The organism is Allobranchiibius huperziae (assembly GCF_013410455.1).
GTDB classification, from domain to species: Bacteria; Actinomycetota; Actinomycetes; order Actinomycetales; family Dermatophilaceae; genus Allobranchiibius; species Allobranchiibius huperziae.
On the sequence record NZ_JACCFW010000001.1, the window covers coordinates 2498841 to 2514329 of the forward strand.

11 protein-coding genes are annotated in these 15489 nt (G+C 70.0%); 4 read left to right on the top strand and 7 right to left on the bottom strand.

What is annotated here, in order from left to right; translation table 11 throughout:
• Position 1 precedes the first annotated feature (1 nt).
• From treS to pgm, 3 genes are all read left to right on the top strand, one after another.
• Positions 2-1720 carry a maltose alpha-D-glucosyltransferase gene (gene treS, locus HNR15_RS11715; RefSeq protein ID WP_179481959.1) on the top strand — a complete coding sequence of 573 codons (1719 nt, stop codon included), beginning with the start codon at positions 2-4 and terminating at the stop codon, positions 1718-1720.
• A gap of 349 nt (positions 1721-2069) precedes the next feature.
• Positions 2070-5759 (top strand): 1,4-alpha-glucan branching protein GlgB, encoded by a 3690-nt coding sequence (gene glgB / locus HNR15_RS11720; protein WP_179481961.1) that lies wholly within the window; start codon positions 2070-2072, stop codon positions 5757-5759.
• Between the two features lies 1 nt (position 5760).
• On the top strand, positions 5761-7401 hold the full coding sequence (gene pgm, locus HNR15_RS11725) for a phosphoglucomutase (alpha-D-glucose-1,6-bisphosphate-dependent) (protein ID WP_179481963.1): 1641 nt from the start codon (positions 5761-5763) through the stop codon (positions 7399-7401).
• A gap of 73 nt (positions 7402-7474) precedes the next feature.
• Here pgm and HNR15_RS11730 read toward each other — a convergent pair whose 3' ends face one another.
• Together HNR15_RS11730 and HNR15_RS11735 are read right to left on the bottom strand one after the other, a co-directional pair.
• Positions 7475-8608, bottom strand: coding sequence for an MFS transporter (locus HNR15_RS11730; RefSeq protein WP_179481965.1), 1134 nt, complete (start codon positions 8606-8608; stop codon positions 7475-7477).
• Positions 8609-8702: 94 nt separating this feature from the next.
• Positions 8703-9551, bottom strand: a complete 849-nt coding sequence (locus HNR15_RS11735) for a DNA-3-methyladenine glycosylase family protein (RefSeq protein WP_179481967.1) — start codon at positions 9549-9551, stop codon at positions 8703-8705.
• An 81-nt stretch (positions 9552-9632) separates the two neighbouring features.
• Here HNR15_RS11735 and HNR15_RS11740 point away from each other — a divergent pair, with 81 nt between their 5' ends.
• Positions 9633-10220, top strand: coding sequence for an AAA family ATPase (locus HNR15_RS11740; RefSeq protein ID WP_179481969.1), 588 nt, complete (start codon positions 9633-9635; stop codon positions 10218-10220).
• 3 nt (positions 10221-10223) lie between these two features.
• Here the strand turns inward: HNR15_RS11740 and HNR15_RS11745 are convergent, their stop codons facing one another.
• From HNR15_RS11745 to icmA, 5 genes are all read right to left on the bottom strand, one after another.
• On the bottom strand, positions 10224-10577 hold the full coding sequence (locus tag HNR15_RS11745; RefSeq protein WP_179481971.1) for a VOC family protein: 354 nt from the start codon (positions 10575-10577) through the stop codon (positions 10224-10226).
• Between the two features lie 65 nt (positions 10578-10642).
• Complete coding sequence (locus HNR15_RS11750) at positions 10643-11878, bottom strand: ATP-grasp domain-containing protein (protein WP_179481973.1); 1236 nt, start codon at positions 11876-11878, stop codon at positions 10643-10645.
• A 68-nt stretch (positions 11879-11946) separates the two neighbouring features.
• Positions 11947-12687: an alpha/beta hydrolase gene (locus tag HNR15_RS11755; protein WP_179481975.1), complete on the bottom strand. Its 741-nt coding sequence runs from the start codon at positions 12685-12687 to the stop codon at positions 11947-11949.
• 10 nt (positions 12688-12697) lie between these two features.
• A complete protein-coding gene (locus HNR15_RS11760; protein ID WP_179481977.1) occupies positions 12698-13660 on the bottom strand; it encodes a tetratricopeptide repeat protein in 963 nt (320 codons plus the stop codon).
• Positions 13661-13730: 70 nt separating this feature from the next.
• Complete coding sequence (icmA, locus tag HNR15_RS11765; RefSeq protein ID WP_179481980.1) at positions 13731-15452, bottom strand: coenzyme B12-dependent isobutyryl-CoA mutase large subunit; 1722 nt, start codon at positions 15450-15452, stop codon at positions 13731-13733.
• Between the last annotated feature and the right edge of the window lie 37 nt (positions 15453-15489).

Below are 15489 nucleotides of genomic sequence, written 5' to 3' on the forward strand. Positions count from 1 at the left end.
AGTGAGTCCGCAGCAGTTCAACCTCCATCAGCCGGGGTTGCGCCACGATCCGCACTGGTACCGCAAGGCCGTCTTCTACGAGGTGCTCGTGCGCGCCTTCGGCGACTCCACCGGCAGCGGTTCGGGCGACTTCAGCGGTCTGATCAACCGGCTCGACTACCTGCAGTGGCTGGGGGTCGACTGCCTGTGGCTGCCGCCGTTCTACGCGTCCCCACTGCGCGACGGCGGTTACGACATCGCCGACTACAAGCAGGTGCTGCCGGAGTTCGGGACGCTGCCGGAGTTCATCGAGTTGGTCTCGCAGGCGCACGCCCGAGGCATCCGGATCGTGACCGACCTGGTGATGAACCACACCAGCGACCAGCACCCGTGGTTCCAGGCCTCCCGCAGCGACCCCCAGGGCCCGTTCGGCGACTACTACACGTGGTCGGACACGGATGAGAAGTACGCCGACGCGCGGATCATCTTCGTCGACACCGAGGTCTCCAACTGGACCTTCGACCCGGTCCGCCGGCAGTTCTTCTGGCACCGCTTCTTCTCCCACCAGCCGGACCTCAACTTCGAGAACCCGGCCGTGAAGGAGGAGATGTTCGACATCGTCCGCTTCTGGATGGATCTCGGCATCGACGGTTTCCGGCTGGACGCCGTGCCCTACCTGTTCATCGAGGAGGGGCACAACGGCGAGAACCACCCCCGGACGCACGAGTACCTGGCCGACCTGCGCGAGATGGTCGACACCGAGTACCCCGGGCGGGTGCTGCTGGCCGAGGCCAATCAGATGCCGCACGAGGTGGTCGACTACTTCGGCACCGAGGAACGCCCCGAGTGTCACATGTGCTTCCACTTCCCCGTCATGCCGCGGCTGTACTACGCGCTGCGCGAGGAGAAGGCCACCTCGATCGTGAAGGTGCTGGAGGAGACGCCCGCGATCCCGCCGGGCACCCAGTGGGGCACCTTCCTGCGCAACCACGACGAGCTGACGCTGGAGATGGTGACGCCGGAGGAGCGCTCGGCGATGTACGGCTGGTACGCCCCAGACACCCGGATGCGCGCCAACATCGGCATCCGCCGCCGGCTCTCCACGTTGCTGGACAACAGTCGCGCCGAGATCGAGCTGATCCACGCGCTGCTGCTGTCGCTGCCCGGATCGCCGTGCCTCTACTACGGCGACGAGATCGGGATGGGCGACAACATCTGGCTCGAGGACCGCGACGCCGTCCGCACGCCGATGCAGTGGTCGCCGGACCGCAACGCCGGCTTCGGCACGTCCGATCCGGGCAAGCTCTACCTGCCCGTCATCTCCAGCCTCGTCTACCACTACAACAACGTGAACGTGGAGTCGGCGATGGGCAGCTCGTCCTCGCTGCTGCACTGGCTGCGCGAGATGCTCGCGATCCGGTCGCGCTACCCGGTCTTCGGGCTCGGCGACTTCACCATCTGCGAGTCCGACAACGACGCGGTGCTCACCTTCACCCGCTGCGTGAGCGACGAGGACGCGCAGGAGAACGAGCTGGAGGTGCGCAACGTGCTCTGCGTCAGCAACCTGTCCAGCCGTCCGCAGGCGGTGACGGTCCACGCCGGCGAGCGGTTCGCGGGTGCGCGGATGCGCGACCTGTTCGGCGGCAGCTGGTTCCCGCCGCTCGACGAGACCGGCACCACCACGCTGACGCTCGGCTCGCGGGACTTCTTCTGGCTGCGCATTCAGGGCGCCGACGACTGACCCGTTCGGAGTGAAACGCGCCGCGCCCGCTCATGGTGGCGCACGCCGGTGAGCGGGCGCGGGCGGGTGTACTCGGACGGCCTCGCGCAGTTGCCGGGTCGGCCGGCCCTCCGTCTGCAGGAAGGTGACCGTTCGGCCGATTCCCGCGCGGCGGCGTACGCGCGGCGCTGGAAAGTGACCGCACCGCCGACAACCCGCGAAGGCGCACCGAGCAGCCGCCGCCGTGTGCAGCGTCCCCGTCCAAGCCGCCTGAGAACCCACATCGAGCAGCGGCACCCGGGGTCCTCCGCAGTCCCATCATTCCGTCACCGACTCGCGTGCGCCGGGCACCGGTGAAATAGTCGCGAGTATGGCCATCGTGTACGAAACGACACTGCAGCCCTCCAAACTCGACCTGATCGCCGGATGGATCGGCGGGCAGCGCTGGTACACCGGCAAGGCACACACCCCGAAGCTCGAGCGCCTCGGCTTCTATCGCTTCGACGACCCCGAGGGCGAGGTCGGCATCGAGGTGATGGTGCTCGCCGACACGGGCGGCGCGGGCGACCCTGTCGTCTACCAGGTCCCGGTGACCTGGCGCGCCGAGCCGGTCGCCGAGCTGGAGCACGCGCTCATCGGCGTCACCGAGCACGGCACCCTCGGCACGCGCTACGGGTACGACGGGTGTCACGACCCGGTGTGCGCGGCCGCGCTGCTGGAGTGCATCGTCACCGGTGGCGCCCAGGCGTCGCTGGAGATCCACGCGAGCGACGGCGCCGTGCGGCGCGAGCAGGGGTCGATCCGCGTGCAGGGCAGCGGCAGCCGCGAGATCACCATGCCGCAGATCGTCCGCAGCCGGGTGCTGACCGGTGAACAGTCGAACACCTCCGTGATCTACGAGGTGACCGACGCCGACGGTGCGTCGAAGTCGTTCATCCTCAAGGTGTTCCGGGTGTTGCACGACGGCGAGAACCCGGACGTCGTCCTGCAGTCGGCGCTGTCGCGGGCGGACAGCTCGCAGGTGCCCACGATGCTGGGCGCGATCCAGGCCACCTGGCCCGGCGTCGACGGCCGGCAGGAGCAGGGTCACGTCGCGTTCGCCCAGGAGTTCCTACCGGGCGTGCAGGACGCCTGGCGCGAGGCGACCGCCGCGGCCGTGGCCGACGCCGACTTCACTCGTCAAGCGCGGGAGCTCGGCGCCGCGACCGCCTCCGTGCACACCGCGCTCGCCACGGCGTTCGGCGTCACCGACCCGAGCGTCGCCGACGTCGCCCGCGTCACCGACGGCATGCGGGACCGGTTCTCCCAGGCCTGCGATCGGGCGTCGGAGCTCGGCGCCCACATCGACCGCTTCCGCGACCTGATCGCCGCGGCCAGGGACGCGAGATGGCCCGCGCTGCAACGCATCCACGGCGACTACCACCTCGGTCAGGTGTTGGACGTCCACGATCGCGGCTGGGTGCTGCTGGACTTCGAGGGCGAGCCGCTGCGCCCGCTGGCCGAGCGCAACGAGCCGGACTCTCCGCTGCGGGACGTCGCCGGGATGCTGCGGTCCTTCGACTACGCCGCCGGGTCCGCCGAGCGTGAGACCAGCGAGGACCGCCGCGCCTGGGCGCAGGCCACGCGGGACGCGTTCGTGCAGGGGTACGTCGCCGCAGGCGGACTGGACCTCGCGGCGTACGGCCCGATCCTCGACGCGTTCGAGATCGACAAGGCCAGTTACGAGGTCGAGTACGAGGCACGCAACCGGCCGTCCTGGCTGGCCATTCCGACCACCGCGATCCTTCGGCTCCTCGCCGACGAAAGGCAGGCCGCCGTGCCCAGCACCGCCGCTATCCTCCCGCCCCCGCCCGTGGACGTTCACGAGGCCGACGCCCTGCTGATGGGCGTGCACAGCGACCCGCACAGCGTCCTCGGCGGTCAGACCGACGCCCGCGGCCCGTTCGTCCGGGCGCTGCGTCCCTTCGCGGAGACGGTGCAGGTGCTGCTCGAGGACGGCACCCGCGTGCCGTTGACCCATGAGTACGAAGGCATCTGGACCGGTCGCCTGCCCGTCGCGCAGCTGCCGGACTACCGGCTGATCACGACGTACGAGGACGGCTACGAGCACGTCCAGGACGATCCCTACCGCTTCCTGCCCACGCTCGGGGACATCGACCTCTTCCTCATCGGCGAGGGGCGCCACGAGCAGTTGTGGACCGTGCTCGGCGCCCACATCCGCTCCTACGACGGCCCGCTCGGCCAGGTGACCGGCACGTCGTTCGCCGTCTGGGCACCGAACGCCAAGGGCGTGCGTGTCATCGGCGACTTCAACTTCTGGAACGGCGAGGCGCACGGCATGCGCCAGCTCGGCAACTCCGGGGTGTGGGAGCTGTTCGTGCCGGGTGTCGGCGCGGGCAGGAGTTACAAGTTCAAGGTCTGCTGCGCCGACCGGGTGTGGCGTGACCGCGCCGACCCGATGGCTCGCGCCGCGGAGACGGCCCCGGCGACCGCGTCCGTGGTGACGCAGACGGCGTACGAATGGGGCGACGAGAAGTGGCTGGCAGACCGCGGCTCGGTCGACCCGCACACCCGGCCGATGAGCGTCTACGAGGTGCACCTGGGCTCCTGGCGCCAGGGGCTCAGCTACGCCGAGATGGCCGAGGACCTGGTCAACTACGTGCGCGACCTGGGCTTCACGCACGTGGAGTTCATGCCGGTCATGGAGCACCCCTACCCGCCGAGCTGGGGCTATCACGTGACGGGCTACTACGCCCCGAACTCACGGATGGGCACCCCCGACGACTTCCGCCACCTGGTCGACGAACTGCACCAGGCCGGCATCGGCGTCATCCTCGACTGGGTGCCCGGGCACTTCGCGACCGACGAGTGGGCGCTGGCCAAGTTCGACGGCACGGCGCTCTACGAGCACCCCGACCCGCGCAAGGGCTGGCACAAGGAATGGGGCTCCTACGTCTTCGATTTCGGCCGCCCGCACGTGCGCAACTTCCTCTTCGCCAACGCGCTCTACTGGCTCGAGGAGTTCCACGCCGACGGCCTGCGGGTCGACGGCGTCGCCTCGATGCTCTACCTGGACTACTCGCGCGACGAGGGCGAGTGGATCCCGAACATCTACGGCGGCCGGGAGAACCTCGACGCGGTCAAGCTGCTGCAGGAGACCAACGCCACGGCGTACCGACGCAACCCCGGCACCGTGATGATCGCCGAGGAGTCGACGTCCTGGCCGGGTGTCACCCAGCCCACCAGCGCCGACGGGCTCGGCTTCGGCTTCAAATGGAATATGGGCTGGATGCACGACTCGCTGGACTACATGTCCCACCCGCCCATCTACCGCAAGTACCACCACGGCGAGATGACCTTCGCGCTCGTCTACGCGTGGAGCGAGCAGTTCGTGCTGCCCATCAGCCACGACGAGGTCGTGCACGGCAAGGGCTCGCTGCTGCGCAAGATGCCCGGCGACCGCTGGGAACAGCTGGCCAACCTGCGCGCGTACGTCGCGAACATGTGGTCCCACCCGGGCAAGCAGCTGCTCTTCATGGGCCAGGAGTTCGCGCAGGAGGCCGAGTGGGCCGACGGCCGCAGCCTGGACTGGTGGCTGCTCGAACAGCCCGCGCACTGGGGTGTGCACGCCATGGTCAAGGACCTCAACCGGTTGTACGCCGCGCACCCCGCGCTGTGGGAGCTGGACAACGAGCCGCGCGGCTTCGGCTGGATCGATGCCGATGACGGTGATCGGAACACGTTCTCCTACCTGCGGTTCGGCAAGTCCACCGACGACGTCGTAGCGGTCGTGGCGAACTTCAGCGGCGCCGAGCACACCGGCGTACGCATCGGCCTGCCGCACCCGGGCACCTGGGCCGAGGTGCTCAACACCGACGCCGAGGGGTACGGCGGCGGGGGCCGCGGCAACCTCGGCAGCGTGACCGCCGAGCCGGTCCCGATGCACGGCCAGCCCTTCTCGGCGGTCATGACGCTGCCACCCCTGGCGGCTTTGTGGTTCGTGCCGGAGCATGACCTCACGTCCGATTCCGCACCTGCACCGACGCAGCAAGGAGCATGAGATGGCACCGTCCCGCGCAGGGCAGCCGGCACAGCCCTCGGACCTGGTGGACGTCGCCCACCTGGTCACCGCCTACTACGCGGACGTGCCCGACCCGGACAACCTCGACCAGCAGGTCGTCTTCGGCACCTCCGGTCACCGCGGGTCCTCGCTGAACTCCGCGTTCAACGAAGCGCACATCCTCGCCACGACGCAGGCGATCGTGGACTACCGCCGCGACCAGGGGTACGACGGGCCGCTCTTCATCGGCCGGGACACCCACGGGCTGTCCGAGCCGGCGTGGGTCACCGCGCTCGAGGTGCTCGCCGCGAACGACGTGACGGTCCTGGTCGACAGCAAGGACTCGGTGACACCCACCCCCGCGGTGTCACACGCCATCCTGCGCGCCAACGGCGGGCGCACGACCGGCAGCGGGCTGGCCGACGGCATCGTCGTCACGCCGTCGCACAACCCGCCGAGCGACGGGGGTTTCAAGTACAACCCGCCGCACGGCGGACCCGCCGACAGCGACGCCACCAAGGTGATCGCGGCGGCCGCGAACGCCTACCTCAAGGCGGAGCTGGACGGCGTCCGGCGGGTGCCGTTCGCCAAGGCGCGGGCCGCGGCGTCGGCGTACGACTTCCTCGGCACCTACGTCGACGATCTGCCGAACGTGGTGGACCTGAAGGCGATCAAGGACGCCGGCGTGCGGATCGGAGCGGACCCGCTCGGCGGGGCGTCGGTCTACTACTGGGGCGAGATCGGCGAGCGGCACGGCCTGGAACTCACCGTCGTCAACCCGCTGGTGGACCCGACGTGGCGCTTCATGACGCTGGACTGGGACGAGAAGATCCGGATGGACTGCTCCTCCCCCTCGGCGATGGCCTCGCTGATCGCCCAGAAGGACAAGTACGACATCGCGACCGGCAACGACGCCGACTCCGACCGGCACGGCATCGTCACGCCCGACGCGGGCCTGATGAACCCCAACCACTACCTCGCGGTGGCGATCCAGTATCTCTACGGCGGTGCGCGCCCGAAGTGGTCCAGCGACCGCGTCGGCAAGACGCTGGTGTCGTCCTCGATGATCGACCGGGTCGTGGAATCGATCGGCGCCACGCTGTGGGAGGTGCCGGTCGGCTTCAAGTGGTTCGTGCCCGGACTACTCGACGGCAGTGTGGGATTCGGCGGCGAGGAGTCCGCGGGCGCGTCGTTCCTGCGCTTCGACGGCACCGCATGGACCACCGACAAGGACGGTCTCCTGCTCGCGCTCCTGGCCTCGGAGATCCAGGCCACGACCGGGAAGTCACCGAGCATGCACTACGCCGACCTGTCCGAGAAGTTCGGTGCACCGGCGTACGCCCGGGTCGACGCACCGGCGAACCGCGAGCAGAAGGCCAAGCTGGGCGCCCTCAGCGGCTCGGACGTCAGCGCGGACTCGCTTGCGGGAGAGCCCATCACGGCCAAACTGACAGAGGCGCCCGGCAACGACGCGGCGATCGGCGGGCTGAAGGTGACGACGCGGAGCGCCTGGTTCGCCGCGCGACCGTCCGGCACCGAGGACGTCTACAAGATCTACGCCGAGTCCTTCAAGGGTGCCGATCACCTCAAGCAGGTGCAGGACGAGGCGCGGGAGATCGTCGGGGCAGCCCTCGGCGCCTGAGCGGCATACCCATCCATCGAGTGCACCCCGTAGAGGTATGCCACTCGACAGATAGGTATGCCACTCGACGGGGTCAGCCGAAGGAGCGGCGTGCGAGCAGGACGATCGCCAGGGTCGGCAACGCGACCACCACCGTGATCCACGGCAGTGACCCCGATCCGAGCGCTCCCAGCGCCACCGCTCCCAGCGCCGCTCCTCCCCCGATGCCGACCTGGAAGGCCGTCACGTACGCCGCTGACGCCCGGTCCGGGTCGCCGGGCGCGACGGCCAGCACGCGCGCCTGCAGCACCACCGGCGCCGCAGCGAAGGCTCCCGCCCAGGCCAGCAGGCCCGGGACGGCCCACCACCCCGAGCGCGCCACGCCCAGCGCCGCGACGCCGAGGACCAGTACGACGACCAGCACCGCGGCGGTGCGGCGCGGCGACCGGTCCGTGCCCGCACCGACCGGTCTGACCGCCAGCAGCCCGGCGGCGCCGTACGCCACGAGAGCGAGCGCGTACTGCGCCCCGTGCACGCCGCGGTCGCCCATGAGCACCGCCAGGTAGGTGTAGGAGATGTAGTGCGCGGTCACCACCACGATGGTCGCGCCGCTGATCACCGCCACCGGTCCCCACACCGACGGGGTGACGGAGCCGTCAGACCGGGCGTGGACGGGCTCGGCGGGTAGTGCAGGCAGCGCGAGCCGCACTGCCGCTCCGGCCAGCAGAGCGAGGATCCCGATCAGCGCCGCCGCCGGGCGCCACCCGAACGCCTGGCTGAGCGCGGCCGCCATCGGGCTCCCGAGCACGAGCCCGGCGCTGCCGCCGAAGAAGACCACCGAGCTCGCGCGACCGGCACGCTCGGGTCCCGCGAGCCGGGCGGCGATGACGGGCCCCGCGGACCAGACGACACCGTGCGACAGCGCCCCGACCACTCGCAGACAGAACACCGCCCAGAACCCTGGCACCAGCGCCATCCCCAGCTGGGAGACGGCCAGGAGGACAGCTGCGCCGACGATCAGCGAACGGCGTTCTCGGGCCCGGGTGGCGGCGACCACGGGCACCGCGCTCAGCCCCGCGACGACCGCGTATCCGGTCAGCAGAAACCCGACCTGGCCGTCCGAGACCTTCAGCCCCGACGCCATCTGCGGCAACGCACCGATCGGGAACATCTCGGCGGTCACGAAGACGAACGTGACGGCGGCCAGGGAGTACAGCCGCCAGGTCATGGTGGTGATCCGTCGGGTGCGTCAGGTCGTCGCGAGAGCACACCGCATCCTGCGCCGGTGCGCACGGGCGACCGGCACCGGGGTCCGACACGGATCAGCCTATCTCGTGAGTGCGATACTCGCGCATCGCCCGTAGCAGGACGCAGGCCCAGGTGCGGAACGGGCGCCAGGCGAGCGACACCTCGTCGAGCACGGCGTCGTCGCCGTAGCGTTCGGCGATCTCAGCATGCAGGCGGCTCTCGTTGGCGGGCACCGCATCGGGCACGTTGGCCCCGCGCAGCACGACGAGCTCCGCCGCGAACGGGCCGATCCCCTTGACCTGCTGCACCCGTTGCTCTGCCTCCTGCGGGTCCACCGACCTCAGCGTCGCGGTGTCGAGCCGTCCCTCGAGGGCGGCGTCCGCCACGGCCCGCAGGAACTCGTTCTTCCTCCCCGGAAGGTCGAGATCGGCGCGTCGCAGCCTCTCCGGGCTGGGAAAGGCACCCTCGTCGCCGTAGTCCTCGATGATCCCCGCGCGCAACCGGGCGGCCTGGACGATCCGGATCCGCTGGGAGAGCACCGCCCACGCCGCCGCTTCGTAGGGCGAGTGGAATCCGCAGGGCCGCAACCCGGGAAGCTCGCGTTGGGCATCGGCGATCACCGCGTCGCGCTTCCCGACCTCGGGCCACCCCTCGGCGTCGACGTCCAGCGACAGGAACCGCGTCACCTGCGCGGCGGCGGCCTCGAGGTCGCCATCGCCGCGGACCTGCACGACCGCGGACGATTCGCGCTGAGTCACCTCGGCGCTCGCCCAGGACCAGTCGGCCTCGACCCGGAACACCGTCGACAGCGCATCCGAAGCCTGTGCGGCCAACGCCGCCGGGGCGAACCCCTCCCAGAAGCGCCGACTGGTCGCGAGCGACCACGGGCCGCGCACTTCGTACTCCGTGCTCAGAGTCCTCATGGGCTCACCACCTCCTGCCACGTTCCTAGCACCGGCGTGTGACAGCCGAGCCGCCGTCCGAGGCCCTGACAGAATCGCGCCATGCCCGCGTTGCCCGACTCATCCGACATCCCTGCAGCGCCGGACGACCCCGGCCGCCTCTTCGTGATCACCGGCGCCCCTGCCTCCGGGAAGTCCACCGTGGGGCGGGCGTTGGCAGAGGCCCTCAAGAAATCGATCTTCGTGGACGGCGAGGTGATGGCCGACATGGTCGCCGCCGGCCGGATGCCGATGACCGCAGAGCCGACCATCGGAGCGCTCGAGCAGCTGTTCACCCGCTACGCCGGCGCGCTGACCCTGGCGGACGTCTACTGCGCCAACGGTTTCGACACCGTGATCGCGGACAACATGGTCGGTGACTACCTCGAGGACTTCCTCGATCTGGCCGACACCGGACCGTTGCACCTCATCGTGCTGCACCCGTCGGTGGACGCCGTCCACGAGCGCGAGCTGGCACGCGGCGTCAACGCGTACGGGGACGGGTCGGCGACCGAGAACGTCTGGAACGAGGTCGAGTTCAACACCAAGCGCGTCGGGCTGTGGATCGACAACTCGACTCTCACGCCCGCCCAGGTGGTCGTCCGCATCCTGCGCAACCTCGACGAGACGACGGTCGCCCCTCCGGACTGAGCTTCAACCGCTGTGCTGAGCGATGTTCAGCACGTTGCCGTCCGGCGCTCGCACGAAGAACCGTCGGATGCCCCACGCCTCCTGACTCAGGTCGTGGACGATCTCATACCCCCGCCGTCTCGCCTCGGCGTACGCCTCGTCGACGTCGTCCACCTTCACGGAGACCACCGGCGGCACGGGCGCGGTCGCGTCCCGCGTGAGCAGCTGCAGGCCGGCGCCCGTCCGAGGATCGGTGTGCCTCGTCACCCACGACAGGCCGAGCGACTCCTCGCTCAGCCCCAGGTATCCGGCGTAGAAATCCCGTGCTGCCTCCAGATCGGGCACGCGCAGGTCGGCGATGATCGATTCGACCCGCATGTGACGACACCTCACGGTTGCGATGAGAGCTGGTGCTCGCACGCTACGCCGACGACTCGCCCCCGTCAGCCCGCCAGCGCCGCCTCGTCACGCGCCCACAGCCCGGTCAGGCCGCGGAAGTGGGCCAGGAACCGCTCGTGCTCGTGCGGCGGATAGGTCGAGCGGACGGTGTCGACCAGGATCGCGTCGAACGACGGCGACGTCACCCACTCCAGCACCATCTCGTCCACGTGCGGCAGCGCCGTCCCCACGAAGTCGCGATACTTCTCCACCTCGAAGTAGTCGTCCGAGAGCCGTTGGTAGTCAGCCAGTTTCGCGTCGTACGACGCGTCGGTGTCGGCGATGTCGAACCACGGACCGGTGTCCACCTGGGTCCGGGCGCGGCGGCCGCTGACCGCGCAGTAGACCGACCACTTCAGCAGCGACTTCATCGCCCAGGGGAAGTAGTAGTGCAGGGAGGTGACCGCGACGTCGGGGCAGGCGTTCGCGTAGTCGATCGGATAGACGACGCCGTCCTTGACGAGCATCTCGCAGCTGTTGAACTCCCACCGGAAGAACGCGTTGACCGTCTGCGCGATCGTGCGCGTCTCGGCACCGACCGCCGGGCTGAGGAAGTCGTGCGACACGGCGTACCGCTCGTGCATCGGCTGGTCCGGGCGGAAGTTCATCACCATCGTCTCCGGTCCGATGGTGAGCGCCCTTGCGAACACCTCGAATCCGTCGACCGCGGCCTGCAGGTGCATCAGCATCTCGCCGGACTCGTCGTACGAGCGGTGCAGCTCGGCCTCGTCGCGGACCATCGATACGCCTCGCCACGCGCCGCCGTCGAACGGCTTCATGAACATCGGGTAGCCCACGTCCCGCGCGACCGCGGCCAGGTCGAACGGCGCGTTGTACCGGCCCGAGGTGTAGGCCCACCGCACGTTGTCCAGGGGATTCTTGTACGGCACGAGCACCGTCTCGGGGACGTGCATCCCGAGACGCATCAGCGCGCAGTACGCCGAGTGCTTCTCCATCGACTGGAAGGTGAACGGGCTGTTGAGCAGATAGACGTCGTCCATCAGCGCGACCTTCTTCAGCCACTCGCGCGGGTGGTAGTACCAGTGCGCCAGCCGGTCGATGACCAGGTCGGTCCGCGGCGTGGAGCGCAGGTTGAACGGCTCGATGGTCAGGCGCTCGGCGCGTACGTCGTGGGTCTCGCCGCCGTAGCGCACCGGCCCCATCCGGTGCACCAGCTCCTCGAACGCCCGCGGCCAGTCCTCCTCGGCGCCCAACAGCAACCCGATCAGATGCTCGCTCATCGACCCACCCGCATGCCCATGCAGATCACCGTATGCCGCGCCCGGTCCTCGCGGCGCGCGAACGGCGTTCAGCCCCAGACGCTCTCCAGCAGGCGCGGCAGCACCGGATCCAGCGCCGCGCGCCACGCCGGGTAGTCGTGGCCGCCCTCGACCTCCGTCAGCCGCGTCGAGACACCCGCCTGCCGAAGCGCCGTCGCGGTCAGCCGGTTGTTGGGCAGGTTCTCCTCCTCGCGCCCACAGGTCAGCATGACCTCGAACCGGCGCCCGGGCGCGGGCCTCCAAGAGGACAGGCCCGCGACGGCGTCGGCCACCCGATCGAAGCGCACCAGATCGATCTCCCGGCCCTGCGTCTGCTCGGCGAACAGCTGCCGGTCCGTCTCCGGCGTGAAGAAGGAACCGGACTGCGCGAACACGGCACCGACCCGCTCGTCGGCCATGCCCACGAGCAGCGAGGTGAGTCCCCCGAGGCTGGCGCCCATCACCGCGACCGAAGACGCCACGTCGTACCGCTCCTGCAGCGCGGTCAGACCCGTCGAGAAGCTGCGGAGATAGCGCGGTGAGGCGGTGTACCACTGGGTGCGGCGCCGGACATCGGCCAGCACCAACCGCATCGGCGGCAGGTCGCCCCGCCCGACGCGCCGCGCAGCCCAGTCGACCAGCCCGCCCTCCACGTCGTACGCCGGACCGTCGTGCACCCACAGCAGCGGCGCCTCGGCGTCGTCCGCGAGGTCGGCGGGGCGGCACACCTCGACGTGCAGAGGTCCCTCGAACGCGCTGGGCAGCTCGTGGCGCGTACGCCGCCAGTCCATCCGCCGCTGCTCAGTACAGGGCGGACATCAGCGCGGTACGAGCCTTCTTCACCCGCGGGTCGGACGGCCCGACGACGTCGAAGAGCCCGATCAGGTGCTGGCGGGCGGCGTTGCGCTCGTCGCCGGAGGTGACCCGCACCAGGTCGACCAGCCGCACGAACGCGTCCTCGACGTGGCCGCCCAGGACGTCCAGGTCGGCGACGACGGTCTGCTTCTCGACGTCGGTGGGTGCCGCTGCTGCGGCCGCCCGGGCCTCCTGCAGGTCCACGCCGTCGGTGCGCTGCAGCAGCCGCACCTGGCCCAGTCCGAGCACGGCCTCCTCGTCCTGCGGGTCCGCTGCGATGGCCTGTTCGTACGCCGCGACCGCTGCCGCGTAGTCACCGGATTCGATGGCGGCGTAGGCCTGTTCGTGCAACGGGGAGATCTCGGGCTCGGCCGGCTGCTCGCTGTCCGCCGCCGGTGCGTCGCTGACCGGCACGCGCCCGGTGACGCCGTTGGCAGCTGCGGCCTCGAGCACCTTGTCGAAGACGCCGCGCACGGCGTCGACCGGCTGGTCGCCGGCGTAGAGCGGCAGCGGCTGGCCCTTGACGAGCGCGAGCACCATCGGAACCTGCTGCACCTGCAACGCCTGCCGGATCTGCATCGCGACGTCGATGTCCGCCGACGCGAGCACGAGCCGCCCGGCGTACTCCCGCACGACGCCGGCCAGCGTGTCGATGTGCTCGCGGCTGGCGGGGCGGGCACCGGAGTAGAGCGCGAAGATGACCGGCACGTCCATCGACTGCTGCACGGCGTCGCCGAAGGTGACGTCGTCGACCTCACGGACCAACGAGTCCTCGCCGGGGCCCGCTGGTGCGCCACCGGCGGCACCGGAGGCCCGAGAGCCGGCAGCAGGTCTGGCCGGCTTCTTGGCCAGTCCGGACAGGTCGATGGCGCCGCGCAACGACGCAGGGGTGATCGGCTGGTCGCTCATGGGCCCATTCTGTCGTGTCGCCGTCGGGACCCGTCGGCGTGGTCAGTAGAACACCGTCGAGCGGAGGGGGTCAGAAGCGCGCGGGCTCCCGGTAGACGCCCCACACGTCGCGCAGGGCGTCGCAGATCTCGCCCATCGTCGCCTCGACCCGCACCGCGGCCAGCATCGGCTCGATGAGGTTGTCGCTGCTCTTCGCGGCGGCGACCATCCGCGCCAGCGCCGCGTCGACGGCGACTCCGTCGCGGGCTGCCTTGCGGGCGCCGAGCGCCCGGACCTGCTCGACCTCCACCTCGTGCGAGACCCGCATGATCTCCAGGTCACCCGCGAGCGACTCGGTGTGGCAGTTGACTCCGACCACCCGCTTCTCGCCCTTCTCCAGCGCCACTTGGTACTGGAAGGCCGCCTCGGCGATCTCGGACATGAACCAGCCGTCCTCGATGCCGCGCAGCAGGCCGGAGGTGATCGGGCCGATCTCGTGCTGCACCGCGCCGGAGGCGTCCCGCTCCCGGCCGAGCTCCCCCATCTCCCGGATCTTGTCGAAGATCGCCTCCGCCTCGGCCTCGAGCCGGTCGGTGAGCGCCTCCACGTAGTATGAGCCGCCGAGCGGGTCGGCCACGTTGACCACGCCCGTCTCCTCCATGAGCACCTGCTGGGTACGCAGCGCCACCTCGGCCGACTGGTCGCTGGGCAGCGCCAGCGTCTCGTCGAGCGCGTTGGTGTGCAGCGAGTTCGTGCCGCCCAGCACGGCCGCCAGCGCCTCGACCGCGGTGCGCACGACGTTGTTGGTCGGCTGCTGCGCGGTCAGGGAGACCCCGGCGGTCTGGGTGTGGAAACGCAGCCACTGCGCCTTGTCGGTCTTCGCGCCGTACTCGTCGCGCAGCCAGCGCGCCCAGATCCGGCGGGCGGCGCGGAACTTCGCGATCTCCTCGAAGAAGTCGATGTGGCTGTCGAAGAAGAAGGACAGCCCGGGCGCGAAGACGTCGACGTCCATGCCCCGCGACAGGCCCAGCTCGACGTAGCCGAAGCCGTCGGCCAGCGTGTACGCAAGCTCCTGCGCAGCCGTCGAACCGGCCTCCCGGATGTGGTAGCCGGAGACCGAGAGCGGTTTGTACGCAGGGATGTTCGCGCTCGTGTACTCCATCAGGTCGCCGATCAGGCGCAGATGCGGCTCGGGCGCGAAGAGCCACTCCTTCTGGGCGATGTACTCCTTGAAGATGTCGGTCTGCAGAGTGCCGTTGAGCTTCGTGATGTCCACACCCTGACGCTCGGCCGCGACCAGGTACATGCAGAACGCCGGCACCGCGGGGCCGCTGATCGTCATCGACGTCGTGACGTCACCGAGTGGGATGTCCGCGAAGAGGGTCTCCATGTCGGCGGCCGAGTCGATCGCGACGCCGCAGTGGCCGACCTCGCCGAGCGCGAGCCCGTCGTCGGAGTCGCGGCCCATGAGGGTCGGCATGTCGAACGCGACGGAGAGCCCGCCGCCTCCGCGCTCGAGGATCATCTTGTAGCGCTCGTTGGTCTGCACCGCGTTGCCGAAGCCCGCGAACTGCCGGATCGTCCAGGGACGGCCCCGGTATCCGGTCGCGTACAAGCCTCGGGTGAAAGGGAATTCACCCGGCCAGCCGATGCCGTCCGGCGCCTCCCCCTCGGGCGGCCCGTAGACGGGGTCGACCTGCACTCCGGACAAGGTGGTGAAGTCCGCGTCACGCACCAGGCCCTTGGTCTCGGCGGCGGCGAAGCGGTCCTGCCAGCGGCGGTGGCCCTGGCTCGACTCGCGGTGGTTTTCCATGTGAGCCAGATTACGTCGAGCCGGGTGTTACTCCCTC

Coding starts and splice junctions, on each gene's coding strand:
- glgB (WP_179481961.1), top strand. CDS start 2,070: ATGGCCATCGTGTACGAAACGACACTGCAGCCCTCCAAACTCGACCTG.
- pgm (WP_179481963.1), top strand. CDS start 5,761: ATGGCACCGTCCCGCGCAGGGCAGCCGGCACAGCCCTCGGACCTGGTG.
- HNR15_RS11730 (WP_179481965.1), bottom strand. CDS start 8,608: ATGACCTGGCGGCTGTACTCCCTGGCCGCCGTCACGTTCGTCTTCGTG.
- HNR15_RS11735 (WP_179481967.1), bottom strand. CDS start 9,551: ATGAGGACTCTGAGCACGGAGTACGAAGTGCGCGGCCCGTGGTCGCTC.
- HNR15_RS11740 (WP_179481969.1), top strand. CDS start 9,633: ATGCCCGCGTTGCCCGACTCATCCGACATCCCTGCAGCGCCGGACGAC.
- HNR15_RS11745 (WP_179481971.1), bottom strand. CDS start 10,577: ATGCGGGTCGAATCGATCATCGCCGACCTGCGCGTGCCCGATCTGGAG.
- HNR15_RS11750 (WP_179481973.1), bottom strand. CDS start 11,878: ATGAGCGAGCATCTGATCGGGTTGCTGTTGGGCGCCGAGGAGGACTGG.
- HNR15_RS11755 (WP_179481975.1), bottom strand. CDS start 12,687: ATGGACTGGCGGCGTACGCGCCACGAGCTGCCCAGCGCGTTCGAGGGA.
- HNR15_RS11760 (WP_179481977.1), bottom strand. CDS start 13,660: ATGAGCGACCAGCCGATCACCCCTGCGTCGTTGCGCGGCGCCATCGAC.
- icmA (WP_179481980.1), bottom strand. CDS start 15,452: ATGGAAAACCACCGCGAGTCGAGCCAGGGCCACCGCCGCTGGCAGGAC.